The sequence below is a fragment of the Nocardioides sp. Z22_16 genome (genome assembly GCF_058134365.1).
Window position 1 is genome coordinate 634,062 of record NZ_JBYTTI010000002.1, and the last position, 24,502, is coordinate 658,563.

A 24,502-nucleotide genomic window follows, 5' to 3' on the forward strand; every position below is an offset into this window, starting at 1 on the left:
CATGCGGCCCAGTGCGGGGTGCGCGCTCAGGGCTGGAAGACCACCTTGAACGTGCCGTCGGCCTTGGTCTGGAAGTCCTTGTAGGCCTGGGGTGCGTCGGAGAGCGGCAGGTGGTGGCTGGCGAAGTGCTCCAGCCCCAGCGGGTCGGCGTCGTCGAGCGCGAGCGGCATCAGGTCGTCGAGCCAGCGGCGCACGTTGGCCTGGCCCATCCGCATCTGGAGCTGCTTGTCGAACATGTCCATCAGCGGCAGCGGCTGGGTCTGGCCGCCGTAGACCCCGCTGAGCGAGACCGTGCCGCCGCGGCGGACGGCGTCCAGCGCGGTGGTGATCGCCGCGGCCCGGTCGACCCCGACCCGCTGCATCAGGCTCGCCGCCAGCTTGCGCGGGAGCAGGCCCAGCGCCTTCTGGCTCATCTCGGCGACCGGGGAGCCGTGCGCCTCCATCCCGACCGCGTCGACGACCGAGTCGGCCCCGCGGCCCGAGGTCCGCGAGCGGACCTCCTCCGCGACGTCGTCGACGGCGTCCATGTCGATCGTCTCGGCGCCGGCCGCGGCGGCCCGCGCCAAGCGCTCGGGCACGCGGTCGACGCCGATCACCCGCAGGCCGAGGTGGATGCCGATCCGGGCCGACATCAGGCCGATCGGCCCCAGCCCCAGGACCAGCAGGGTGCCCTCGTCGGGCACGTCGGCGTACGCGACCGCCTGCCAGGCGGTGGGAGCGACGTCGGAGAGGAAGAGGAACCGGTCGTCGGTGGGGCCGTGGGGCACCTTGATCGGGGAGAACTGCGCCTGGGCCACCCGGAGCAGCTCGGCCTGGCCGCCGGGGACCGAGCCGTAGAGCTTGCTGTAGCCGTAGAGCGCGGCGCCCGAGCCGAACTCGCGGACCTGGGTGGTCTCGCACTGCGTGAAGAGCTGCCGGTCGCACATCCAGCAGTGCCCGCAGGCGATCTGGAACGGGATCACCACCCGGTCGCCGACCTGGAGGTTGCCGACCTCGCTGCCCACCTCCTCCACGATGCCCATCGGCTCGTGACCGACCACGTCGCCGGGGGTCATGAAGGGGGAGAGCGGCTGGTAGAGGTGGAGGTCGGAGCCGCAGAGGCCGGAGGAGGTGACCCGGATGATCGCGTCGGTGGGCTCCTGGATCTGCGGGTCCGGGACTTCCTCGACGCGGATGTCCTCGGTGCCCTGCCAGGTGACTGCCTTCATCGATCTGCTCCTCGGTCCGTGGGGTACGTCGTCTGGGCAGGAGACGTACCCGCGGTACGGGACAGGATGCGTGGGGGTGCCGGATGCGCCGGGTGGCTACCCCCCGAAGATGCGCGGCAGCTCAGAGGCCTGGCCGGTGAAGCGGGGCTCGCGCTTCTCCCGGAACGCGGCCACGCCCTCCTTGCCGTCACCCACGCTGGTGTGGAACATCGCCAGCGAGTCGGCCAGGTGCGCCTCGAGCGGGTGCGGGGCGGCGCTGCCGGCGTAGAGGAGCTGCTTGGCGAGACCCAGCGCGACCGGTGAGCGGCCCACCACGAAGGAGCGGGCCAGCTCGAGCGCGGCGGGCACCAAGGCGTCGGGCTCGTGCAGCGAGCGGACCAGCCGGCCGGCGTGCGCCTGCTCGGCGGTGAGGATCTCGGCCGAGTAGATCCACTCCAGCGCCTGCTGGACCCCGACGATGCGGGGCAGGAACCAGGTGGAGCAGGCCTCCGGGACGATGCCCAGCCGGCCGAAGACGAAGCCGATGCGCGCGCGGGTGGAGGCCAGCCGCAGGTCGGCGGCCAGCGTCATGGTGGCGCCGATGCCGACGGCCGCGCCGTTGATCGCGGCGAGCACGGGCTTGGGGCAGGCGTGCATCGCCAGGGTCACCTTGCCCCCGGTGTCGCGCACGCCCTGCGCCCACTCCTCGTCGTCGAACCGCTCCCGCAGCTCCTCCGGGCTGGGCTCCAGGGACTCGTCGAGCCCGAAGACGTTGCCCTCGGCGGAGAGGTCCATGCCGGCGCAGAACGCGCGCCCGGCCCCGGTGAGCACCACCGCGCGGACCTGGTCGTCGAGGGCGGCGGCGGTGAAGAAGTGCTCCAGCTCCGCGGCCATGGTGACGGTGAAGGAGTTGAGCGACTCGGGCCGGTCGAGGGTGAGCAGCGCCACGCCGTGCTCGTCCAGCTCGACCGCGAGGGTCTCGAAGGAGACGGCAGCCACCGAGCCGGCGTTCACCGCAGCAGTCCCGAGGGGGTGCAGAGCTCGGCGGGGACCGAGTCGGTGTCGTCCTCGATGATGTGGGTGAAGAGCCGTTGCGAGCGCTCGGGGTCCCAGGTGACGGCCAGGTCGCGGATCGGGATGCCGCAGGTCAGGCCGCTCTCGCCGTCGACCTTGGTCATGGCCAGGCCGAACTGGGCGATCGCCAGCGGGCTGCTGCCCTCGCCGACCCGGAAGGACTCCGCGGTGGCCGTGGAGAGCCGGTAGTAGCGCAACGGGTTGAGGACGCTCCACGGGGAGAGGGCCTTGCTGCCCACCGCCGCGACCACCTCGCGCTGGTGCTCGGCCCGCTTGATGTCGCCGAGGTCGGCGGAGGTCTTGCGCGAGCGAGCGTAGCCGAGGGCGGTCTTGCCGTCGGCCTCCTGGCAGCCGGCCTCGATGTCGAGGTTGGCGTCCTTGTCCTCCATGGCGCTCTCCGGGCAGATCTCCACGCCTCCGACCGCGTTGACCATGTCGACGAAGCCGCCGAAGCCCACCTCGACGTAGTGGTCGATCCGGATCCCGGTGTTCTCCTCGATGGTGCGGGTCAGCAGCTTCGGCCCTCCCCACGCGTAGGCGGCGTTGATCTTGGAGGTGCCGCGCCCGGGGATCTCGACGTTGGAGTCCCGGGGGATCGACATCAGCAGGTTGGGCCCGTCGCCGGTGTGCAGCAGCATGATGGTGTCGGCCAGGCGGCTGCTCGCCCCGCCGGTGCCGAGCTCGCGGCGCTGCTCCTCGGTGAGGTCGCCGCGGGAGTCGCTGCCCACCAGCAGGTACGTCGTCCCGGGCTGCTCCGCCGGGCGGTCGCCTCCCGGGTCGGCGTCGACCTTGGTCACCTTCGACCACGCCCAGAACGGCACCGCCACCAGGAAGACCAGCCACAGCAGCAGCACCCAGCGGGCGATCCGGAAGGCCCCGAGCCGGGGGCGCCGGGGCCCGCGACCGCGCCGCCGCTCGCGCGCGGGCGGCGCCGTCGGAGGGGGCGGGGGAGGGGCTGCCTTCTCACGGCCCCGAGGGGGCGCCGGCATCATCCGGGTGCGGTCGTCGGGGGGCGGCGCCGGGCGCCCCCGGTCCGCGGGACGGGGGACCGCGCGGGTCGCGTCGTCGGAGGACAGGGGGCCCTTGGAGCCGTAGAGCCATTGGTACTCGGGAGTGCCCTCCTCGGGGCTCCCCTTTCCCCGGGGTCGCTCAGCCATGGGGCCGAAACTACCCGGTCGCCGGGGAGCACCGTGGGGACCGGTGTGTCGGGACACGCCGGGCCCCCGGTCTTGACGCCTGTGACCGGTGTGACTGGTGATACTGAGACCGGATCTGCCCCCTTCCCCAGCAATGAGGTCCGCCCCCCCATGTCCTCGCCTGTTCCACCTCCCTCCAGCGTCCGCACCCCCGGGGTCCCGGACCGGGCCGCTCGCGTGCGGTTCCGCCGCGCGGTGTCGCTGATGGTGATGACCCTGCTGCTGCCCGGCTCCGCCCAGCTGGTCGCCGGCAACCGCCGGGTCGGCAAGGTCGCGGTGCGGCTCTGGGTCTCCCTCCTCGCCCTCGCCGCGCTCACCCTGCTCCTCTCGGTGCTGTGGCACCCCTTCGCCTTCTGGGCGGTCTCCAACCCGCTGCTGCTGGGCGTGCTGCGCCTGGGGCTGATGGTCCTCGCCGTCGGGTGGGCCGTGCTCTTCGTCGACGCCTGGCGGTTGGGGCAGCCCCTGACCCTGCTCCAGAACCACCGGCTCGCGGTCGTCGGCGTCAACGGCGTGCTCTGCTTCTCCGTCGCCGGCACGCTCCTCTTCGGCGCCCACCTGGTCGGCGTCCAGCGCGACTTCCTCGTCACGATGTTCGGCGACGGCGAGGTCGTCGACGCCCACGACGGGCGGTACAACGTGCTGCTGCTCGGCGGGGACTCCGGGGAGGGCCGCTGGGGCCTGCGCCCCGACTCGCTCACCGTGGCCAGCATCGACGAGGAGACCGGGCGGACCGTGCTGGTCGGCCTGCCCCGCAACATGGCCAACTTCCCCTTCAAGGAGGGGTCGCCGATGGCGAAGCAGTTCCCGCAGGGGTTCGACTGCGACGGCTGCTACCTCAACGGCGTCAGCACCTGGGCCCAGGACCACCCCGAGCTCTTCGGCGACTCCGAGACCCCCGGGATCGACGCCACGGTCTCCGCCGTCGAGGGCATCACCGGGCTGGACGTCAACTACTGGGCGATGGTCAACCTGCAGGGGTTCAAGAACCTCGTCGACGCCACCGGGGGAGTGACCCTCAACGTGCGCTCCCGGATCCCGGTCGGGCTGCCGCACGAGTCCTACTTCCACTACATCGAGCCGGGTGTGAAGAAGCTCGACGGCCAGGACACGCTCTGGTTCGCCCGCGCCCGGCACGGCTCCGACGACTACTCGCGGATGGCCCGGCAGAAGTGCGTGATGAACGCGATGCTCCAGCAGATCAGCCCGGACCAGGCGCTGCGCAACTTCGAGGACATCGCCAAGGCCGGCAGCGACATGGTCTCGACCAACGTGCCGACGAGCGAGGTCGACCGCTTCCTGGCCCTCGCCCTCAAGGCGCGCTCGGAGAAGATGTCCACCGTCTCGCTGGTGCCGCCGCTGATCAACACCGCGGAGCCGGACATCGCCCTGGTGCGCGCCACCGTGACCGAGGCCCTGGAGAAGGCGGAGGGGCGCAAGCCCGCGCCGGAGCCCGCGCCGGAGCCCGAGGTGGTGGTCGAGGCCGCGCCCGAGGAGGCCGCTGCACCGGCCGCGCCGACGCCTCCGCCCGTGACCGGTGGCTCGGTCGGCTCGCTGAGCACCGGCTACGCCGCCAACCAGGCGGAGGACCTCGGCTCTGCCTGCTGAGCGGTCCCGGCGCGGCCCGACCACCGGCACCCGCCTAGGGTGTGGGCCGTGACCCAGGAGATGGCCTCAGGTCGGCACGGCGTGGTGGCGGTCGTGGTGACCTTCAACCGCCTGCACCTGCTGCGCCGGCTGGTGGCGCGGCTGCGTGAGATCGACGGGATCGACCAGGTCCTCGTGCTGGACAACGCCTCCACCGACGGCACCGCCGAGTGGCTGGCCGGGGAGGCGTCCGGCGCGGCCGGGCCGGCCCCGGTGCTCCGGTACCGGAGCAGCCCGACCAACCGCGGCGGAGCCGGGGGCTTCCACGACGGACTGGAGTGGGCGGTCGCCGAGGGGGCCCGGCTGGTCTGGTTGATGGACGACGACGGGCTGCCCGACCCCGACTGCCTGGAACGGCTCCTGGTCAGGGACGGCGAGCTGGACTTCTGGGGTCCCCTGGTGGTGGACGAGGCGGACCCGCAACGGCTGGTCTTCCCGATCCGGCTGCCCGGGAGCACGCGCGTCGTGCGGCGGCTCGACGACGTGCGCGCGGCCGCCCGGGAGGGCCTGATCCGCGACGTGGTCATCCCCTTCAACGGGGTCCTGGTGACTCGTGAGCTGGTGACGCAGATCGGCCTGCCCCGCGAGGAGTTCTTCATCTGGGGCGACGACCACGAGTACCGGCTGCGGGCCGAGCGGCACGGCGCCCGGGTGGCCACGGTGGTGGACGCGGTGGTGCGGCACCCGGCGGTGGGGGAGCTGGGCACGCCGATGATGCGGGGGCGGACCACCTACAACCACAGCCCCAGCGACCTCAAGCACTACTGCATGGCGCGCAACAACCTGGTCAACCTGCGCGACTACCGCGGGTGGCCCCACGCCGCGGCCTTCGTGGTCAAGACCCTCTGGTTCTACTCGTTCACCCGTCGCGACGCGGGGCGCCTGAGGCTCAGCCTCGGGGCCATGCGCGACGGCCTGCGCGGCGACTTCACCGGGCACCGGAGGTTCCTCGATGACTGAGCCCCACGGCGGCCCGCGGCCCAGCGTCGCCGTGGTCGTGGTCACCTACAACCGCGCCGACCTGCTCGCGCGGATGCTCGACGGCCTGGCGGCCCAGACCGTGCGCCCCGCCGAGGTGGTGGTGGTCGACAACGCCAGCACCGACCACACCGGCCGGGTGCTCGCCGAGCGCACCGACCTGCCGTTGACCGTGCTCACGATGACGGAGAACCTCGGGGGCGCAGGGGGGTTCCACGCCGGGACCCGTGCCGCGCACGAGGCGGGCCACGACCGGATCTGGCTGATGGACGACGACGTGGTCCCGGCCCCGGACTGCCTGGCCGTCCTGCTGGCGCGGCCCGAGCCCTGCCTGATGGCGGTCCGCGAGGACCTCTCCGGCGCCCTGGTGGAGAAGGCGGCCACCCGTTTCGACCTGGACAACCCGCTGGCGGTGCGGCCCAAGACGGCGAGCGTGGACTCGACGTACCGCACGCGGGCGGAGATGCCGCCGGTGGTGCCGCTGGAGAACGTCGCCTTCGAGGGGTTCATGGTCAGCCGCGCGGTGGTGGACGCCATCGGCCTCCCCGACCCGTCCTTCTTCATCTTCTACGACGACGTCGACTTCGCCGTGCGCGCCCGGCGCGCGGGCTTTCCCATCGTGGCGGTGCGCGACGCGGTGCTGGTGCGCCAGCTCGACTTCAACCAGCAGCACGACCTCGCGGGCTGGAAGGGGTACTACATGTACCGCAACCTCTTCGCGGTGCACTTCAGGTACGGCTCCAACGCCGCGGTCCGGGCCAAGCCCTACCTGGTCGCCCTGGCCGTCGCGCTGCTGAGCCCGGTGCGGGGCGGGCGGGCGGAGGCCCGCAACGTGATTCGCGCCATCCGCGATGCCCGGGGCATGCGCGCGGTGCCGGGCGCCACCCAGACCCGTGGCTAGACTCATGGCCGCTTGCCGAGATGCTGAGGAGCACCCTTTGACCGAGTTCGACCCGTCGACCGAGCACCGTGACAGCCCCGACCTGGTGGTCGTCGGCTCCGGGTTCTTCGGCCTCACCATCGCCGAGCGGTGCGCCAGCGAGCTGGGGCTGAAGGTGCTCGTGGTGGAGCGCCGCAGCCACCTGGGCGGCAACGCCTACAGCGAGTTCGACGAGGAGACCGGGATCGAGGTGCACAAGTACGGCACGCACCTCTTCCACACCTCCAACCGCCGGGTCTGGGAGTACGTCAACCGGTTCACCTCGTTCACCAACTACCAGCACCGGGTCTTCGCCAAGTTCCAGGGGCAGGTCTACTCGTTCCCGATGAACCTGGGGCTGATCAACCAGTTCTTCGGCAAGTCCCACACCCCCGACGAGGCCCGCGCCCTGATCGCGGAGCAGGCCAGCGAGATCGCCACCGACGAGGCCACCAACCTCGAGGAGAAGGCGATCTCCCTGATCGGTCGCCCGCTCTACGAGGCGTTCGTCAAGGGCTACACCGCCAAGCAGTGGCAGACCGACCCCAAGGAGCTGAGCGCGGACATCATCACCCGCCTCCCGGTCCGCTACACCTTCGACAACCGCTACTTCAACGACACCTACGAGGGCCTGCCGGTCGACGGCTACACCGCGTGGCTGACCCGGATGGCCGAGCACCCCAACATCGAGGTCCGGCTCAACACCGACTTCTTCGTGGCGTCCGAGGAGTTCGACGCGGCCGACTACAAGGGCAAGGTGCCGATCGTCTACACCGGTCCCGTCGACGAGTACTTCGGCAACTCCGAGGGCCGGCTCTCGTGGCGCACCATCGACCTCGAGCAGGAGACCCTGGACGTCGACGACTACCAGGGCACCGGCGTGGTCAACGCCAACGACGCCGACGTGCCCTGGACCCGGGTGCTGGAGTTCAAGCACCTGCACCCCGAGCGCAAGCACCTGGCCGGCAAGACCATCGTGGTCCACGAGTACAGCCGCTTCGCCGAGGAGGGCGACGAGCCCTACTACCCGGTCAACACCGCCGAGGACCGCGCGACCCTGCTGCGGTACCGGGAGCTGGCCAAGGCGGAGCCGATGGTGCTCTTCGGCGGCCGCCTCGGCACCTACAAGTACCTCGACATGCACATGGCCATCGGCGCGGCGCTCTCCATGTACGACAACAAGCTCAAGCCCCACTTCGCCGAGGGTGCGGAGCTCAAGAGCGGAGGAGTGGACGAATGACCACCACCAGGCTGCTCCAGCGGCAGATCTTCCCGCTGGACCGGGACCCGGGGGTCTTCCCCCTCTACGTGGACCTGGAGGAGGCCCGCCTCGACACCGACCGGCACGAGGTCGGTGGCAACAAGGCCGCCAAGGACCTCAACAACGCGGTGATCCGCCAGTCGACGTCCACCGGGCGCGCGCTCCACCCCGACCAGATCCTCTCCCGCACCTCGGTCCGGGTGCCCCAGGGTCAGTCGATGTCGTTCGGCACCTACTTCAACGCCTTCCCGGCCTCCTACTGGCGGCGTTGGACGGTCGTGGAGAAGGTCACCCTCACCGTCCGGCTCAGCGGCCGCGGCGCGATGCTCACCATCTACAAGTCCATGGCGCGTGGCCACTCCCAGCGCGTCGAGGCCGTCACGGTGGACCAGTCCGGCGAGAGCGCCACCTTCACCTTCGACCTCACCCTGGCCCCGTTCGTGGACGGCGGCTGGTACTGGTACGACGTGGTGGCCGGCGACGAGCAGGCGGTCGTCGAGTCCGCCGAGTGGAGCGCGGAGGTCCCCGACGACCGTGCCGAGCACGGCACCACCGACATCTGCATCACCACCATGAACCGGCCCGACTTCTGCGCCAAGCTGATCGGCCAGCTCGCCGACGACGAGGTGCTGCGTCCCTACCTCGACACCGTGCTGGTGATGGAGCAGGGGACCAAGCCCGTGACGGAGTCGGAGTACTTCCCGCCGGCCCAGGAGGCGCTCGGCGACGCGCTGCGCGTCATCGTCCAGGGCAACCTCGGCGGGTCCGGCGGCTACGCCCGCGGCCAGCTGGAGTCCATCCGCAAGGGGACCGCGACCTACTCGCTGATGATGGACGACGACGTCGTCTGCGAGCCCGAGGGCATCATCCGGGCGGTGACCTTCGCCGACCTCGCCAAGCGTCCGACCATCGTCGGCGGGCACATGTTCAACATCTACAGCCGCTCCCGCCTCCACTCGTTCGGGGAGATCATCCAGCCCTGGCGCTTCTGGTGGCAGACCCGGCTCGACGGCTACAGCGACTGGGACTTCGCCGCCCGCAACCTGCGCTCCTCACGCTGGCTCCACAAGCGGGCCGACGTGGACTTCAACGGCTGGTTCATGTGCCTCATCCCGCGACAGGTGATGGAGGAGATCGGTCTCTCCCTCCCGCTCTTCATCAAGTGGGACGACTCCGAGTACGGACTGCGCGCCAAGGCGGCCGGCTACCCGACCGTGACCTTCCCCGGTGCCGCGGTCTGGCACGTGCCGTGGTCCGACAAGAACGACGGCGTCGACTGGCAGGCCTACTTCCACCAGCGCAACCGCTTCGTGGCGGCGCTGCTGCACTCGCCGTACGACCGTGGCGGCCGGATGATCCGCGAGAGCTTCAACCACCAGGTCAAGCACCTGGCGTCGTTGCAGTACTCCACCGCCGAGCTGCGCCACCTTGCGCTGGAGGACGTCCTCGCCGGACCCCACCAGCTGCACGCCGACCTGCCGACCAAGCTCGCGGAGGTCAACGCCTTCCGCAAGCGGTTCAGCGACGCCCAGCTCCACGCCGACCGTGACGAGCTGCCCCCGGTGCGGCGCAAGAAGCCGCCGAAGAAGGGCAAGAGCGACATCGAGATCCCGGGGCGCCTCAGCGCCCTGATCCAGGCGGGGCTGGCGCCCATCCGCCAGCTGCGGCCGGTGCGGGAGCTGTCGCGGCAGAACCCGGAGGCCGAGCTGACGGCGCTGGACGCCGCCTGGTTCAACCTGGTCAAGTACGACTCGGCCGTGGTGTCGATGAACGACGGCACCTCGGTGGCGCTCTACCAGCGTGACCCGGAGCTCTACCGCGACCTGCTGCGGCGGACCGTGGAGATCCACCTGCGGCTGCACCGCGAGTGGCCGCGACTGGCCGCGCAGTACCAGGCCGCCCTGGACGAGGTGACCTCCCCCGAGCAGTGGGCGAAGACCTTCGAGCCGTGGATCAGCGAGGAGGGGCACACGTCCGCCCCGGCACCCCGATGACGGAGAGCGCAGTCGGCTCCGAGCGTCCCGACCTGCCGCCGCTGGCTCCGCCGGCGGCGCGCTCGGGGCTCCTGGAGGTCTTCCGCCAGCGCTACCTGCTGGGGATGCTGGTGCGCAACACCATGCAGGCGCGCTACCAGGGCACGGTCCTGGGCTGGGCGTGGAGCTACCTGCAGCCGCTGGTGCGGTTCCTGATGTTCTACTTCATCTTCCAGGTGATGATCGGGCGCGGCAGCGGGATGGAGAACTTCGCCATCCACCTCTTCGCCGGGATGGTGCTGGTCCACTTCTTCACCGAGACCTTCGCCGGCGGCACCCAGTCCCTGGTGATGAACCGGAGCCTGATCACCAAGCTGGCCATGCCCAAGGAGCTCTTCCCGGTGGCGCGGATGCTGGTCTCCCTCTGGCACACCGGGCCGATGCTCCTCATCCTGGTTGTCGCCTGCTTCGTCACCGGCTGGCGCCCCGACGCCCTGGGGCTGCTGGCGGGCCTGCTGGGCTTCGCTCTCATCGTGCTGCTCGGCCTGGCACTCGCGCTCTTCTTCAGCGTCTCCAACGTCTTCTTCCGCGACTTCAGCAAGGTCGTCCAGACGCTCACCCAGTTCGTGACCTTCAGCGTCCCGATGCTCTACCCCTTCACCCTGGTGCAGGACCGCTTCGGCGAGACCGGGGCCAAGATCTACCTCTACAACCCGGTCGCGGAGGCGGTGCTGCTGATCCAGCGGTGCTTCTGGACCGGCACGACCGAGGACCCGAAAGCCACCGCCGCCCTGCACATGCCCGACGACCTGTGGACCCGGGGCGTGGTCATGGTGATGATCTCGGTGGTGCTGCTCGCGCTGGCGCAGATGTGGTTCAGCAAGTTCGAGAAGCGCGTCCCGGAGCGGCTGTGATGACCAACTACATCGAGGTCCACCACGCGACCAAGTCCTTCACCATGCAGTACCACCGCTCCCTGAAGCAGATCATGCTGGCCAGGGCCCGGGGCCAGCGCACCCACGACGTCTTCAACGCCGTCGAGGACGTCAGCTTCACCGTCGCCGAGGGTGAGTCGATCGGCCTGATGGGGCTCAACGGCTCCGGCAAGTCGACGCTGCTGAAGATGATCAGCGGCGTGATGCGTCCCGACGAGGGCACCGTCCTGACCCGGGGCCGGATCGCCGGGCTGATCGCCACCGGGGCCGGCTTCGACATGCAGCTGACCGGCCGGGAGAACCTGCTGCTCAACGCCGCCATCCTGGGCATGAGCCGGGCGGAGACCCAGCGCAAGTTCGACGAGATCGTCGAGTTCGCCGAGCTCGGCAGCTTCCTCGACACCGCGGTCGCCTACTACAGCTCGGGCATGAAGGCCCGGCTGGGCTTCGCGGTCGCCATCCACGTCGACTCCGACATCTTCATCGCCGACGAGGCCCTCGCCGTCGGGGACCGGCCCTTCAAGCGCAAGTGCAAGAACAAGATGGACGAGATCCGCAAGGCGGGGACGACGATCTTCTACGTCAGCCACGCCCCCGGCTCGGTCCGCAAGCTCTGCAGCCGCGTCCTGGTGCTCGACAAGGGCCGCCTGACCTTCGACGGGGACGTCGACGAGGGCATCAAGTTCCTGCACTACGACGACGACGAGGACGGCGACGGGGCCGGCGGCGAGGACGACGGGCTGGGAGCCGACATCTAGACCAGCGGTACCCGCTGTGACTGGTGTGACTGGTGTTTCTGGTGGTTTTGCCTTCGACGAATTGACAAACTTGAAGAACGTCGGCGCGGCGACTGGAAATTACAACGTTGTAGTTACTCGGATTCGCTTGCCGAGACCCCTGTGACTGATGTGAAACTTGCTACTCGTGTGACCTTCCCCCGCACTGGAGTGGCCAAGAATGCATCTGATTCACGCCCGTTTCATCACCGCCTGCCAGCAGCTGCTGGCTCTCGGCGTGGTGCTCGCCGTCCTGACACCCGCCGCCAGCGTGATGAACCTGGAGGTCGTGTCGCAGCCTCCCGCGACGGGAGGCCCGTCCCGGGCCGTCCTCGCCTCCGCGGAGGTGCCCACCGAGGTGGTGGACCCCGAGGTGACCGAGTACGCGCTGGAGCCCGCGGCCCCCGAGGTGGCTCCGGCTGAGCCGGAGGAGAGCGGCGAGACCCCCGGGCAGGAGGTCCCGGGCGGGATCGCCGGCGACGGCTCGGCGCAGGAGCCGACGGAGACCGCGGTGGTGGCGGCCCCGGTCGCGGGGTACGGCGCGGTCGGCGTCACCTGGTCCCCCGAGAGCGCGGTCTCCGACCACGACCTCACCGTCGAGGTGCGCACCCGCGAGGGCGAGGGCTGGAGCGACTGGACCGAGCTGGAGTTCCACGACGACCACGCGCCCGAGCCGGGGAGCCCCGACGCGCTCTCGGCGCGTCCCGGCACCGACCCGCTCATCGTCGGCGACGTCGAGGAGGTCCAGGTCCGCGCCGGAGCCGAGCACGAGCTGCCGGCCGACCTCTCCCTGTCGGTGATCGACCCGGGCGAGGCCGAGGAGGTCCGCGAGGAGGGTCCCGAGCTGGGTGCCGACCCGGCCGCCGCTCCCGCGGCCGACGGCGCTGCCGCGGGCGGCGAGGGGGCCGTCGCGCTCCAGGCCGCCCGTCGTACCGGCGCCGCGATGCCCACCATCTTCTCGCGTGCCCAGTGGGGCGCCGACGAGAAGATCCGGAGCAAGTCCTCGCTGCGCTACGGCACCATCAGCGCCGGGTTCGTGCACCACACGGTCAACGCCAACGACTACACCGCCGAGCAGGTGCCCGGCATCCTGCGCAGCATCTACGCCTACCACGTGAAGTCCCGGGGCTGGAGCGACATCGGCTACAACTTCCTGGTCGACCGGTTCGGCCGGATCTGGGAGGGCCGCTTCGGCGGCGTCGACAAGGCGGTGGTCGGCGCGCACACCCTGGGCTACAACGACTACGCGTTCGCGATGTCGGCGATCGGCAACTTCGAGCTGGTGCAGCCCCCCGCCGAGATGATCGCGGCCTACGGCCAGCTCTTCGCCTGGAAGCTGGGCCTGCACGGCGTCAACCCCGCCTCGACCTCGCAGAAGGTCGGCAAGAAGGTCTTCCCGGCGATCAACGGGCACCGCGACGCGGGCAGCACCGCCTGCCCCGGTCGTTACCTCTACGCGCAGCTCCCGGCGATCCGCACGGCGGCCGCCTCGGCGGCCCCGGCGCCGCCCACCACCGCCCCGCCCGCACCTCCCGAGCAGTTCGAGGAGGCCGCGCTCAGCTCCAACCTGGCCGGCACCCCGCACCCCGACCTGGTGGTGCGCCGCGCCGGCGACGGCCGCGGCTTCATCCTGCCGACCGGAGGCCTGGCGGCGTTCAACCGCACCGTCACCGTCTTCAAGAAGGGCTGGCGCGGCCCGACCGACGCCGTGGCGTCGCCCGACCTCACCGGTGACGGCGTGGCCGACCTGGTCGTGACCACCCGCAAGGGCGGGAAGATCCGCCCCGGGAACGGCAAGGGCGGTTTCAAGAAGTCCGTCCGCACCGTCCGGACCATGCGCGACGTGCGCCTGCTCACCGCGGTCGGCGACATCAACGGGGACGGGCGCAACGACCTGGTGGCCCGGGTGCGGGGCAGCAGGGAGGCCGTCGGCTTCCTGGGGACGGCGAAGTCGGGGTTCAGCCGGGTCAGCCTGGGGCGTTCATGGGGGCGCTACACCAGGCTGGTCGGGGTCGGTGACATCAACACCGACGGACGCCCCGACCTCCTCGGGAGGGACAAGAAGGGCCTGGTCTGGACCCGGCTCGGGACCGGTCCGGCCTCCTTCGGCAGGGCCCGCCGGACCCCCGGCGAGTGGGCGGGGTACAACCAGCTGGTCGGCGGTGCGGACTTCACCGGTGACGGGCGTCCCGACCTGGTGGCCCGCAAGCGGGCCGGCGGCGTCTTCGTGCTCCCCGGGCTGGGGAACGGCTCGTTCGGGCAGCCGCAGGGCCCGCTGGCCAACCTGCCCCGGCTCAGCGGCATCAGCGCCGTGCAGGTCGTGGACGGTCCGGCGCCCGACCTGGTCGCCCGCAAGGGGCCGGCGCTGGTGGTGGTGCCTCACCGTGGCAGCTTCGACCTCGGGGCCCCGATCGACACCGGGGCGGACCTGTCGGGCTCCAACCTGCTCATCAACGCGGGGGACTGGGACCGCGACGGCTACGGCGACGTGGTCACCCGGGAGGCCGACGGACGACTCCTGCTGCGGAGCGGCAACGGCCAGGGCCAGCTCGCGGCGCCCGTGCTGCTGGGATCCGGCTGGCCCGCCGGTGAGGCGGTCGAGGCGGTGGGCGACGTCACGGGCGACGGCTTCCCCGACCTGATGCGGACCCCGCCCGGCGGCCAGGCTCTCCTCTACCGGGGTCAGGGGGCGGCGGGCTACCTCGAGCCGGTGGCCGCCACCGGGCTGAGCCGGGCCGCGCTGCGGCTGGCGAGTCGCTCGAACCCGTCCTACGACCTGAGCGCCTACGACTGGCAGGTCCCGATCGCCGACGCCCAGCTGGGGCCGCGGACCGACCTGGTGGTCCGCGAGGCCGCCACGGGCAGGCTCTACCTGGTCAACGGCAGCGCCAAGGGCCTGAAGGGCCGCCGGCTGCTGGGCGAGGGCCTGGGCGCCTACGACCTGGCCGGCTGAGGCGTCACGACCCGGCGTCGTGCACGTCGGTGACCCGCTCGTCGCGGGCGGTCGCCGACAGGCGGGCGGGATCCGGGTCGGCCACGAGGACCACCGAGCCGCCGCGAGCGAGCGGCTCGGTGAAGGTGGCGACACCCGAAGGGGAAGTCGGGTTCGCCACCGTGAGGAGGCGGCCGCCGTCGGTGAGGAGACTCCCGGCGGCGGCCGCCGTCATCAGCCCGTGCTGGCTCACCCCCGGCAGCGCCTCGTCCTCGCCCTGCGGCGGGTCGTAGGCGGTGAACCCGTCGGGCTGGCTCCAGACCTCGACGCCGACGTCGAGGACCCCGTCGGGCAGCGGCTCGGAGAACCGGACCCCGAGCGGGCGGAGGCTGCAGGCGAGCACCGGCCGCTCGGCGGCCGTCGCCGCGTGCGCCGCGACGCTCCCGGGGCCGCAGACCACCGCGTCCGCCGGCTCGTCCGCGACCACGACCAGGCCCACCGTCCAGGCCGCGCCCAGGAAGACCGGGCCCAGCCAGTGGGTGGGGAGGTCGACACGGAGCCGCTGACCACGTGCGAGGTCGCACTCGTCGGCCAGCAGCCCGGCCACCTTCGCGACCCAGTTGGCGTAGGTCGTCACCGAGAGCTCGACCCGCTCGCCGGTCCCGTGGTCGTAGAAGGTGAGGAGCGGGCGGCCGGGGTCGCGTCGCAGCTGCTGGGTGAGCACGTCGTGGAAGGTGGGCACCGGGCAAGCCTAGGTCCCGGGTCGTCTAGCCTCGCCGCCATGACACAGACACCGGAGGGCCTCCCGGACCACGCCGTGCCGACCGAGCCGTCCCTCGACGGGTTCTGGGCGGTGGTCCCGGCCGGGGGTGCCGGCACGCGGCTGTGGCCGCTGTCGCGGCGCCACGCGCCGAAGTTCCTCCTGGACCTGACCGGGACGGGCCGGACGCTGCTGCAGGACACGCTGGACCGGCTGACGCCGCTGACCGGAGGGCGCGCACTGGTGGTGACCGGCGAGACGCACCGGGACGCGGTGCTCGCCCAGCTGCCGGAGCTGGGCCCCGACGAGGTGGTCGCGGAGCCCTCGGCACGCGACTCGATGGCCGCCATCGGGCTCGCGGCGGCGCTCCTGGAACGTCGTGACGCCGACGCCGTCATGGGCTCCTTCGCCGCCGACCACGTGATCACCGAGCCGGAGGCCTTCGGGGCCGCGGTGGCCGAGGCCCATGCCGCGGCTCGCGAGGGCTGGCTGGTGACGATCGGGATCGAGCCGACCCACCCCGCCACGGGCTTCGGCTACGTGCGGGCCGGGGAGACCCTGCCGGGGCTGGCCGCCCGGCGGGTCGCGGAGTTCGTGGAGAAGCCCTCGCTCGAGGTGGCGACCCGCTACGTCGCCGACGGCTACCGCTGGAACGCCGGGATGTTCGTGGTGCGCCCCGGCGTCCTGCTCGACCTGCTCGCCGAGCAGGACCCGGAGTTCGCGGCCGCCCTGCGCGCGATCGCGGCCGAGCCGGAGAGGCTGCCGGAGGTGTGGCCCACGCTCCCGCGGATCGCCATCGACCACGCGGTGGCCGAGCCCGCCGCGGCCGCGGGCCGGGTGGCCGTCGTGGCCGGGCGCTTCGGCTGGGACGACGTGGGTGACTTCGCGTCCCTGGGCGACCTGCTCGGTGCGGGGCGGCCCGGTGCGGGAGTCGTCGTCCTCGGGGACGACGCCCTGGTGCGGGCCCTCGACAGCTCGGGCCTGGTGGTGCCGGCGGGCGGGCGGATCGTCGCGGTCATCGGCCTGGACGACGTCGTCGTGGTCGACACCCCGGACGCGCTGCTGGTCACCTCGCGGGCGCGGGCCCAGCAGGTGAAGAGCATCGTGGCCGCCCTCCAGGAGGACGGCCACGACCAGCTGACCTGAGCCACGCCGGTGGCTCGTGCGCGCTCCGCTCAGATGGCGTCGGGCTCGGGGGAGTCCATGTAGGGGTAGTCGCTCATGAACTGCTCGAGCGCCTCGCCGCTGGGCTCGGAGCAGTACTGCCAGACGCCGACCTGCTTGGACTGGTCCTGGTTGCCGGCCCCGCCGATCGACCAGTGGGTCAGCGCGATGCGCTGGCCCTCGGGGAACTCGCCGCCGTCGTCGTCACGCCACGGCACGGCCTTGAACTTGTTGCGCCAGTTGTCGTCGTTGTCGAACTTGCTGGCGATGCCGCGCAGCGTCCGCATCTGCTCGTCGTCGTCGGCGACGGTCTCGTCGTACCAGAGCACCGTGTAGCCGTGCTCGAGGTTGTGCACGAGCTCGCCGATGTCCGGGCGGTCGTCGGTGTAGAACTTCCGGTCGATCGTGTCCCAGATGTCGTAGTGCTGGCCGAAGGCGGGAGGGGCGTCCTCGTACTCCAGGGGGGTCCCCTCGGGCACGTGGTCCTGGCTCCCGCTGGCCTCCTTGGTCTCGACCTTCTGGCAGCTCGACGCCGGGGCGCCGATCTCGCTGAGCGCCTGGTCCTTGAACTGGCTGAGCTCGCGGGAGTCGCCGGTGGCCGCCCAGACCGCGGAGCCGACGATCAGCAGACCCGCCAGCACGGCGACGGCGATGATGGCGCTGCCCTTGCGACGGTCGGCTGACTTCTGCTTCTTGCGGATGTCGTCGATGACGGCCTGTCGGCTCGTCTTGTCCTTGTTGGCCACGTCGGGGGCGTCCTCGTCTCGTCTCCAGCGGTCCGCCGGGGGGCGGGTCGGCGTGCAGTCTACGGAACCGCAGGTGAGATGCGAGCGAAGGCTCGATCCGCGTCCGAGGACCATCCCGCGAGGCGCCAGCCGTGGCTGAAGCAGAGGGCCGCCACCGCGGTCCGGGACGTGCCGGCGGCCACCTGGGCGAGGTGGGGACCCGGTGCGCCGGCCGGGTCCAGCTCCCCCACGGGGACGACCTCGGCCGAGGGGTCGAGGCGGCGCAGCACCCCGGCCAGCTCCGCCGCCGCGACCGGCGCCCCGAAGACGGCCCGGTCCTCCGCGTCGCCCAGCAGCGCCGCGACGACCGCCTCGCGGGTCCCCAGGCCGAACATGTCCCCGTGCGCCGGACGCTGCAGCGCCCGCGCGCCCGGCCCGTCGACCCCGGCCGCGAGGACCAGGTCGGGCCGGCCCCGCACGAGCGCCACCGGGCGCCCGCCGAGCTTGCCCTGCGCCAGCTCGACGGCGCCGGCGAGCTCGTCGGCCACCGCGGGAGCGGTGACCGCCAGCTCGTGCCCGTGCGCGTCCACCCGTCCCACGTGGCTCTCCAGCGGCTCGAGCCCGGCGACGCCGATCGCGATGTCCGTCTGGCCCTCGCGCCACGCCCGCCCGGCGGTGTCGGTGACCACCACGGCGACGTTGACGCCGAGCGCGGTCCGCAGCCGCTCGCGCAGGCGCGCCGCGGAGGCGTCCGGGTCCAGGGGGAGCAGGGCGATGCTGCCGCCCGGCACGTTGGACCGGTCGATGCCGGCCGCCGCCATCACCAGGCCGAGCCGGCTGCGCACGATCCTGGTCTGTCCCCGGCTCGCCACCGTGCGCACCGTCTCGGCCTCCAGGGCCGCCGCGTGCTCGCCGACGTCGACGAGCCGGCCCTCGGCCTTGCTGACGATCTTGCTGGTCACCACCACCACGTCCCCGTCGCGCACCGGCGAGTCGAGCCCGGCCAGGACGTCGACCAGCAGGGCGCCCAGGTCGTCGCCGGGAGCGACCTCGCCGACACCGTCGGGAGCGACCACCTCGAGACGGCCGGAGGCCGCCATCAGCGCACCAGCTCCACCGCGGCGGCGACCATGGCGGCGGTGGCCTCGGGGGAGGTCATCATCAGCGGCACGGCCCGCGTCGGCAGGCCCGCCTGCTCCGTCGCCGCGACCTGGTCGGCGTCCCGCTCGTCGACCAGCCACCCGTCCAGGACGCCACCCGCGCTCCGGGCGCCGTAGTGCCGCCCCACCGCGCCGGCGCTGACCTCGACGCCCACCGCACGGAGCATCTGCTCCGCCATCCCGCGCACGTGGCTGGCGCCGACCACGGGGGAGAGCCCCACGACGGGGGCCGGGGTGGCGGTCAGGGCCTCACGGACTCCCGGCACGCCGAGGATGGTGCCGAGGGAGACGACCGGGTTGGAGGGCGGCAGCAGGACCAGGTCGGCCTCGGCGAGGGAGTCCAGCACTCCCGGCGCGGGGGTCGCCGAGTCGAGTCCCACGAAGAGGACGGCCTCGGCCGGCACCTCGGCGCGCAGCCGCACCCAGTACTCCTGGAAGTGGACGACGCGGCGCCCGCTCGGCGCCTCGGGGTCCGCGATCGCCACGTGGGTCTCGACCCGGTCGTCGGTCATCGGCAGGAGCCGGACCCCCGGCTGCCACCGCCGGCACAGCGCCTCGGTGACGGTGGAGAGCGGGTAGCCGGCCTCCAGCATCTGGGTGCGGACCAGGTGGGTGGCGACGTCCCGGTCGCCGAGCCCGAACCAGGTGGGCTCGACCCCGTAGGCGGCCAGCTCCTCCTTGACGCTCCAGGTCTCCTCCCGGCGTCCCCACCCGCGGGCGGGGTCGATACCGTCGCCCAGGGTGTACATCACGGTGTCCAGGTCGGGACAGACCTTGAGTCCGTGGAGCCAGAGGTCGTCGGCGGTGTTCCCGATCACCGTGACCGTCGCGTCCGGGGCGAGGCCCGGGATGCTCCGGGCCGCGATGCCCTGCGTCAGGCCCTGGAGGAAACGGGCACCGCCCATACCACCGGAGAGGACCGTGATGTTGTGCATGGGACATATCTTCGCCCGAGCCGTGCGCAAGCCGGACAGGTGGTCTGGTCAGGCTCGGGGGAAGCGGTGGATATAACACGTCCGGGCTTGACTTCCGCGGTACGACAGGCATGTAATTCCCACAGTGTTCTTCACAGTTTCACGCCGTGAGACTTCGGGCACACAGCCCGGGACGACGGGGACAGCAACACGAGGTCCGGCAGGACCTGCAGGGTCGAGAGGCGAGGGCATATGCGAGAACTGTTTCTCCTTGATTCCGACGCCGAGGAGATGGGCTGGCAGGATCGCGCGCTCTGCGCGCAGACCGATCCGGAGGCGTTCTTCCCCGAGAAGGGCGGGTCCACCCGGGAGGCGAAGAAGGTCTGTCTGACCTGCGACGTCCGGGACGACTGCCTCGAGTACGCACTGATGAACGACGAGCGCTTCGGCATCTGGGGAGGACTCTCCGAGCGTGAGCGCCGCAAGCTGAAGAAACGCGCCGTCTGAGCCCCGCTCCGACGGCCATCGGGCGGTGGTTAGGCTGCCCCGGTGATCGTCTCCGCCGTCCTTGTCAGCCATGACGGGGAGAGGTGGCTTCCCGGGGTGCTGCGCGGCGTGCGTCGCCAGCGCCGCCCCGTGGACCGCGGGATCGCGGTCGACACCGGCAGCAAGGACCAGTCGGCCCAGCTGGTCCGCGACGCCTTCTCCGAGACCGCCGTCCTCGCGGCGCCCGGCTCCACCTCCTTCCCCGCAGCCGTCCGGCTCGCCCTCGAGCACCTGCCCCCGGTGGAGGGCGACGACCAGGACGAGTGGATCTGGCTGCTGCACGACGACTCCGCTCCCGACCCGGACGCGCTCGCGGCGCTGGTCGCGGCGGCCGAGGAGCACCCCGACGCCCAGGTCCTGGGTCCGAAGCTGCGCGAGTGGCCCTCGTTGCGCCGGCTCCTCGAGCTCGGGGTCACCATCTCCGGCACCGGCCGCCGAGAGACCGGCCTCGAGCGCGGTGAGTACGACCAGGGACAGCACGACCAGGTGCGCGACGTGCTCGCGGTCAACACCGCGGGCATGCTGGTCCGGCGCTCGGCACTCGAGCGGCTGGGCGGCCTCGACGAGGCCCTCCCGATGTTCGGCAACGACCTGGACTTCGGCTGGCGGGCGGCCCGCGCGGGCCTGCGGACGCTCGTGGTGCCCCAGGCGGTGGTCTTCCACGCCGAGGCGGCGCACCGCGGGATCCGTCGCACCCCGCTGACCGGACGGCACACGCACTACCAGGAGCGGCGGGCCGCGCTCTTCACGCTGCTGGCCAACGTGGAGTCGCGGCGCCTGCCGTGGCAGGTCGTGCGGCTGCTCTTCGGCACCCTGCTGCGGGTCCTCGGCTTCCTCCTGGTGCGCTCGGTCGGCGAGGCGCTGGACGAGCTGGCCGCCCTGGTCAACGTCTACGGCCGCCCCGGCCAGGTGCGCGAGGCCCGGCGCCGCCGCGCGAAGGAGCACGGGGTCCGGCCGCGTGAGGTTCGCGGCCTGCTCGCCCCGTGGTGGGTGCCGTACCGGCACGGCCTCGACTTCCTCTCAGACCTCTTCCAGGCCCTGGTGGGGCAGGCCCAGGACGTCGCCGAGCGGCGCCGTGCCGCCCGCGCCGCCGCGGAGCCGGGGACCCCCGGTGCGGTGGGGCGCGACCAGCCCCGAGCCTCCGGACAGTCGGGCCAGACCGGCCCGACGGGGGACGAGGAGGAGGAACTCTTCGAGGACACCGGTCTGGTCGTCCGGTTCCTCACCAACCCCCTGGCCGTCTCCGTCACCCTCTTCGTGCTGCTGGCCCTGGTCGCGGCCCGGGCCGCCCTCGGCGAGATCCAGGGCGGTGCGCTCTCGCCGGTGCCCGCCTCGGTGGGGGACTGGTGGCGTCTCTACGTCGAGACGCGGCACCCGCTGGGCACCGGCACCGACGTCCCGGCGCCGGCCTACGTCGCGGTCTTCGCGCTGCTGGGGACCGTGCTGGGCGGCAGCCCCGGGGCCGTGGTCAGCGTGGTGATGCTCCTGGCGGTCCCGCTGACGCTCTGGGGTGCCTGGCGGTTCCTGCGTGTGGTGGGCCGCCTGGTCGACCCCGCCGGGCTGCCGCAGTGGGTCCTCTTCTGGGGCGCGGCCACCTACGCGCTGGTGCCGGCCACCTCGGGGGCGTGGGGTGAGGGGCGCTTCGGCACCGTGGTGCTGGCGGGGCTGCTTCCCTGGATCGCGCACGCCGCGCTCGGCTTCGCCGACCCCGAGCCCGACCGGCGTTGGCGCGCCGCCTGGCGCACCGGTCTGCTCCTCGCCCTCGCCGCCTCCTTCGTGCCCGGCGTCTGGCTCTTCGGTCTGCTCGCCGCGGGCATCGTGGTGGCCGCGGGCTTCGTGATCAGTCCCCGTCTCCTGCGGGACAGGTCCGCCTGGGGCCCCCCGGCTCTCGCCCTCGGGGTGGTGCCCGTGCTGCTGCTGCCGTGGTTGCTGCCCCTGCTGGCGACCGGGTCCGGCACCGGGCTGCTGCTCGAGGCGGGGCGGCTGCCGCTCGCCGAGGCGGGGTTCACCGACCTGGTGACCGGACGGCTGGGCGAGCTCGGTGCCCCGTGGTGGCTCGGCGCGCTGATCGGTCTCTTCGCGATCCTGGCCATCGCCCCCCGCCTCACCCGGGTGCCGGTGACCATCTGCTGGGTGATCGCGCTGGCGGCCGCGGTGGTGGTCGCGGCTCTCGGCTTCGTGACCCTGCGCCTGCCCGCCACCTCCACCCCTCCCAGCCTCGGCTTCTTCGTGGTGGTCCTCCAGGGGGTGGCCGTGGTGGCCACCGTGCTGGGTGCCGAGGCGTGGACCCGCCGGCTCGTCTCGCGGCACCCCTGGTGGCAGCGGGTGCTGGCCGGCGTCGTGGCAGCCGCGGCCGCCGTGGTGCCCCTGGGCGGGCTCGCGTGGTGGGTGCTGGACGCGCAGGACTCCTTCGGCGAGGACGTCGTCGAGGCCGTCCCCGCCTACATGGCCCAGAGCTCCCTGACCGGCGACGAGCACGGGGTCCTGGTGCTCCGCGGCTCGGTCGACACCGGTCTCAGCTACCGGGTCCGCCGGGGCGACGGCGTCACGGTGGGGGAGGACGAGGTGCTCAGCCTGGCCGACGAGGACGAGGAGATGACGCGCACCGTGACCGCGCTGGCCTCCAGCCCCGCCCCCGCGGACGTCGCGGCGCTGGCCGCCCACGGGATCGAGTACGTCGTCCTCGCCGCGCCCGCCGACGGGCGGGTGGCCGCCGAGCTGGACGCCGTCTCGGGACTGGTCCAGGCGAGCACGGAGGACCGCAGCACCCGCGCCTGGCGGGTCGACCGTCCGCTGGACGACTCCGCGGTGGAGAGCCGGGTCACCGCCGGCCGGGTCGTCCTCCTGGTCGTCCAGGCAGCGGCCCTCGTGGTCGCGCTGGTCCTCGCCGCCCCCACGATCGCCGGGCGGAGGGAGCGCTCGTGAGCGACGAGACCCCCACCCCCCGCCCCACCGGCGCCCGGCGCCGGGTCGCCGAGCCGCGCGAGCGCTCCATCAGCTCGACCACCCTGCTGGCGATGGTCGTCCCCCTGCTCACGCTGGGCGCATTGGCCCTGGTCAACCCCGCTCCCACCGAGGATCCCGGCCAGGACCCGACCGTCGCGCCCCTGACCCGGGTCTCGCTCGTCTGTCCGCCCGCCCTGCCCGGCACCGAGGTGGTCGCCGCGATGGTCGCCGGCGCCGCGGCGGGGGAGGCGGAGACGTCGGCCGACGGCACGCTGCGGGTGCCTGGACGGGACGAGGAGCTCGACGCCACCCCCGGGCGGGTGGTCGAGCTGAGCGACCGCGGCGTGGTGGTGCTGCGTGGGGACGGTGCCGCCGCCCCCGGCCTGGTCGCCACGCGCAACGGCGCCGGAGCCGGGGTGGAGTGTCTCGCCCCCGAGGCCGAGCGCTGGTTCACCGGGGTGGGGGCCGGTGCCGAGAGCCGCTCGGAGCTCGTGCTGGTGAACCCCGACGGCGGGCCTGCGGTCGCCGACGTCACGGTGCTGGGGGAGGACGGTCCGGTCGAGGTGCCCGCCCTGCGCGGTCTCACGGTGCGCGGGGGCAGGTCGACCACCGTGGACCTGGCCGCGGTGGTGCCCCGGCGCGACGCGCTGACCCTGCAGGTCAAGGTCTCGCGTGGTCGGCTGGCGGCCACCGTGGTCGACCGCTTCGAGGAGCTGGGGGGCGGCGCCAGCACCGCCGACTGGCTTCCGGGGTCCTCCGCGCCGAGGACCACCGACTACCTCCTGGGGCTCGGCGGCGGCACCGGCTCCCGACGGCTGGTGCTGGCCAACCCGGGGGCGGACGAGGCCCGGGTGTCGATCCGGATCGTCACCCCGCGCAGCGAGTTCGCCCCCGCCGGCGTCGAGGAGGTGGTCGTCCCGCCCGGCTCGACCGCCGTCACCGACGTGGGTGGCCTGCTGCGGGGCCGCACGGGCCGCGGCGCCGTGGGGCTGAGGCTCGACAGCGACGTCCCGGTCTCCGCCACGTTGCGCTCGGTCACCGGGGACGACCTCTCCTACGCCGTCGGGTCCGAGCCGGTGGTCTCCCGTGCCGCGACGCCCCTGCCGCGCGGGCCCAAGCGGCTGGTGCTGGCCGGGGCCTCGCAGGTCACCGACGTGACGGTGGTGCTCAGCGACGCCGAGGGACGCCAGGTCTCCACCGACAACGTCAGTCTCCAGCCCGGTCAGGCCGCCCGGGTCCCGCTGGCCTCCCAGGCGCGCTCCCTGGAGCTGCTGCTCGACGGCGTCCCGGTCCACGCGGCGCTGGAGACGGGCCCGCCCGGTCTGGGCGTCCGCCCCCTGCGCGAGCTGCCGGTGAGTCGCGAGGTCCCCGCGGTCCGCCCCGGGCTCTACTGACCCCGGGCTCCACCGGTC

At 72.7% G+C, this 24,502-nt stretch carries 19 protein-coding genes; 12 read left to right on the forward strand and 7 right to left on the reverse strand.

All coding sequences use genetic code 11. The features are described 5' to 3' along the window. Positions 1–26 precede the first annotated feature (26 nt). From AC3X7R_RS07305 to AC3X7R_RS07315, 3 genes are all read right to left on the reverse strand, one after another. Positions 27–1,208: an alcohol dehydrogenase catalytic domain-containing protein gene (locus AC3X7R_RS07305; protein WP_489964915.1), complete on the reverse strand. Its 1,182-nt coding sequence runs from the start codon at positions 1,206–1,208 to the stop codon at positions 27–29. Between the two features lie 96 nt (positions 1,209–1,304). Next, positions 1,305–2,201, reverse strand: coding sequence for a crotonase/enoyl-CoA hydratase family protein (locus AC3X7R_RS07310; RefSeq protein ID WP_489964916.1), 897 nt, complete (start codon positions 2,199–2,201; stop codon positions 1,305–1,307). Next, positions 2,198–3,418 (reverse strand): LCP family protein, encoded by a 1,221-nt coding sequence (locus tag AC3X7R_RS07315; protein WP_489964917.1) that lies wholly within the window; start codon positions 3,416–3,418, stop codon positions 2,198–2,200. The genes AC3X7R_RS07310 and AC3X7R_RS07315 overlap by 4 nt, the downstream gene beginning before the upstream one ends. Positions 3,419–3,568: 150 nt before the next feature. On the opposite strand from AC3X7R_RS07315, the gene AC3X7R_RS07320 reads away from it, so the two are divergent. The 8 genes from AC3X7R_RS07320 (at position 3,569) to AC3X7R_RS07355 (ending at position 14,896) form a co-directional block, all read left to right on the forward strand. Next, positions 3,569–5,062: an LCP family protein gene (locus tag AC3X7R_RS07320; RefSeq protein WP_489964918.1), complete on the forward strand. Its 1,494-nt coding sequence runs from the start codon at positions 3,569–3,571 to the stop codon at positions 5,060–5,062. 48 nt (positions 5,063–5,110) lie between these two features. After that, on the forward strand, positions 5,111–6,061 hold the full coding sequence (locus tag AC3X7R_RS07325; protein WP_489964919.1) for a glycosyltransferase: 951 nt from the start codon (positions 5,111–5,113) through the stop codon (positions 6,059–6,061). Then, positions 6,054–6,980: a glycosyltransferase family 2 protein gene (locus AC3X7R_RS07330; protein ID WP_489964920.1), complete on the forward strand. Its 927-nt coding sequence runs from the start codon at positions 6,054–6,056 to the stop codon at positions 6,978–6,980. Before AC3X7R_RS07325 ends, AC3X7R_RS07330 begins: the two co-directional genes overlap by 8 nt. A 37-nt stretch (positions 6,981–7,017) precedes the next feature. Further along, complete coding sequence (gene glf / locus AC3X7R_RS07335; protein ID WP_489964921.1) at positions 7,018–8,238, forward strand: UDP-galactopyranose mutase; 1,221 nt, start codon at positions 7,018–7,020, stop codon at positions 8,236–8,238. Further along, a complete protein-coding gene (locus AC3X7R_RS07340; protein WP_489964922.1) occupies positions 8,235–10,253 on the forward strand; it encodes a glycosyltransferase in 2,019 nt (672 codons plus the stop codon). The genes glf and AC3X7R_RS07340 overlap by 4 nt, the downstream gene beginning before the upstream one ends. After that, positions 10,250–11,146 (forward strand): ABC transporter permease, encoded by an 897-nt coding sequence (locus AC3X7R_RS07345; protein WP_489964923.1) that lies wholly within the window; start codon positions 10,250–10,252, stop codon positions 11,144–11,146. Before AC3X7R_RS07340 ends, AC3X7R_RS07345 begins: the two co-directional genes overlap by 4 nt. Next, complete coding sequence (locus AC3X7R_RS07350) at positions 11,146–11,925, forward strand: ABC transporter ATP-binding protein (RefSeq protein ID WP_489964924.1); 780 nt, start codon at positions 11,146–11,148, stop codon at positions 11,923–11,925. The genes AC3X7R_RS07345 and AC3X7R_RS07350 overlap by 1 nt, the downstream gene beginning before the upstream one ends. Positions 11,926–12,124: 199 nt before the next feature. Continuing rightward, complete coding sequence (locus AC3X7R_RS07355; protein ID WP_489964925.1) at positions 12,125–14,896, forward strand: FG-GAP-like repeat-containing protein; 2,772 nt, start codon at positions 12,125–12,127, stop codon at positions 14,894–14,896. A 4-nt stretch (positions 14,897–14,900) separates the two neighbouring features. Here the strand turns inward: AC3X7R_RS07355 and AC3X7R_RS07360 are convergent, their stop codons facing one another. Beyond that, the gene (locus tag AC3X7R_RS07360; protein WP_489964926.1) at positions 14,901–15,617 is read right to left on the reverse strand and encodes a TIGR03089 family protein; all 717 of its coding nucleotides are present in this window, start codon (positions 15,615–15,617) and stop codon (positions 14,901–14,903) included. Between the two features lie 39 nt (positions 15,618–15,656). Here AC3X7R_RS07360 and AC3X7R_RS07365 point away from each other — a divergent pair, with 39 nt between their 5' ends. Continuing rightward, positions 15,657–16,781 carry a mannose-1-phosphate guanylyltransferase gene (locus AC3X7R_RS07365; protein WP_489964927.1) on the forward strand — a complete coding sequence of 375 codons (1,125 nt, stop codon included), beginning with the start codon at positions 15,657–15,659 and terminating at the stop codon, positions 16,779–16,781. A gap of 29 nt (positions 16,782–16,810) precedes the next feature. Here AC3X7R_RS07365 and AC3X7R_RS07370 read toward each other — a convergent pair whose 3' ends face one another. From AC3X7R_RS07370 to cofD, 3 genes are read right to left on the reverse strand one after another with little or no spacing between them, the layout of a single operon-like run. Beyond that, the gene (locus AC3X7R_RS07370; RefSeq protein WP_489964928.1) at positions 16,811–17,545 is read right to left on the reverse strand and encodes a DUF3105 domain-containing protein; all 735 of its coding nucleotides are present in this window, start codon (positions 17,543–17,545) and stop codon (positions 16,811–16,813) included. A gap of 59 nt (positions 17,546–17,604) precedes the next feature. Continuing rightward, positions 17,605–18,624, reverse strand: coding sequence for a coenzyme F420-0:L-glutamate ligase (gene cofE, locus AC3X7R_RS07375; RefSeq protein WP_489964929.1), 1,020 nt, complete (start codon positions 18,622–18,624; stop codon positions 17,605–17,607). Next, a complete protein-coding gene (gene cofD / locus AC3X7R_RS07380) occupies positions 18,624–19,619 on the reverse strand; it encodes a 2-phospho-L-lactate transferase (protein ID WP_489964930.1) in 996 nt (331 codons plus the stop codon). The genes cofE and cofD overlap by 1 nt, the downstream gene beginning before the upstream one ends. Before the next feature lie 231 nt (positions 19,620–19,850). Between cofD and AC3X7R_RS07385 the strand changes: the two genes are divergently transcribed. Genes AC3X7R_RS07385 through AC3X7R_RS07395 form a run of 3 tightly spaced genes read left to right on the forward strand, consistent with a single transcriptional unit; the run spans position 19,851 to position 24,484 of the window. Then, a complete protein-coding gene (locus tag AC3X7R_RS07385) occupies positions 19,851–20,105 on the forward strand; it encodes a WhiB family transcriptional regulator (RefSeq protein WP_295662002.1) in 255 nt (84 codons plus the stop codon). Between the two features lie 42 nt (positions 20,106–20,147). Continuing rightward, positions 20,148–23,069: a glycosyltransferase family 2 protein gene (locus AC3X7R_RS07390; RefSeq protein ID WP_489964931.1), complete on the forward strand. Its 2,922-nt coding sequence runs from the start codon at positions 20,148–20,150 to the stop codon at positions 23,067–23,069. Next, on the forward strand, positions 23,066–24,484 hold the full coding sequence (locus AC3X7R_RS07395; protein ID WP_489964932.1) for a DUF5719 family protein: 1,419 nt from the start codon (positions 23,066–23,068) through the stop codon (positions 24,482–24,484). The genes AC3X7R_RS07390 and AC3X7R_RS07395 overlap by 4 nt, the downstream gene beginning before the upstream one ends. The last annotated feature ends 18 nt before the right edge of the window (positions 24,485–24,502 follow it).

Excerpts from the sequence above, each read along its gene's own strand:
- AC3X7R_RS07305 (WP_489964915.1), bottom strand. The coding sequence starts at position 1,208 with ATGAAGGCAGTCACCTGGCAGGGCACCGAGGACATCCGCGTCGAGGAA.
- AC3X7R_RS07315 (WP_489964917.1), bottom strand. The coding sequence starts at position 3,418 with ATGGCTGAGCGACCCCGGGGAAAGGGGAGCCCCGAGGAGGGCACTCCC.
- AC3X7R_RS07320 (WP_489964918.1), top strand. The coding sequence starts at position 3,569 with ATGTCCTCGCCTGTTCCACCTCCCTCCAGCGTCCGCACCCCCGGGGTC.
- AC3X7R_RS07330 (WP_489964920.1), top strand. The coding sequence starts at position 6,054 with ATGACTGAGCCCCACGGCGGCCCGCGGCCCAGCGTCGCCGTGGTCGTG.
- AC3X7R_RS07340 (WP_489964922.1), top strand. The coding sequence starts at position 8,235 with ATGACCACCACCAGGCTGCTCCAGCGGCAGATCTTCCCGCTGGACCGG.
- AC3X7R_RS07345 (WP_489964923.1), top strand. The coding sequence starts at position 10,250 with ATGACGGAGAGCGCAGTCGGCTCCGAGCGTCCCGACCTGCCGCCGCTG.
- AC3X7R_RS07350 (WP_489964924.1), top strand. The coding sequence starts at position 11,146 with ATGACCAACTACATCGAGGTCCACCACGCGACCAAGTCCTTCACCATG.
- AC3X7R_RS07355 (WP_489964925.1), top strand. The coding sequence starts at position 12,125 with ATGCATCTGATTCACGCCCGTTTCATCACCGCCTGCCAGCAGCTGCTG.
- AC3X7R_RS07365 (WP_489964927.1), top strand. The coding sequence starts at position 15,657 with ATGACACAGACACCGGAGGGCCTCCCGGACCACGCCGTGCCGACCGAG.
- cofE (WP_489964929.1), bottom strand. The coding sequence starts at position 18,624 with ATGGCGGCCTCCGGCCGTCTCGAGGTGGTCGCTCCCGACGGTGTCGGC.
- cofD (WP_489964930.1), bottom strand. The coding sequence starts at position 19,619 with ATGCACAACATCACGGTCCTCTCCGGTGGTATGGGCGGTGCCCGTTTC.
- AC3X7R_RS07385 (WP_295662002.1), top strand. The coding sequence starts at position 19,851 with ATGCGAGAACTGTTTCTCCTTGATTCCGACGCCGAGGAGATGGGCTGG.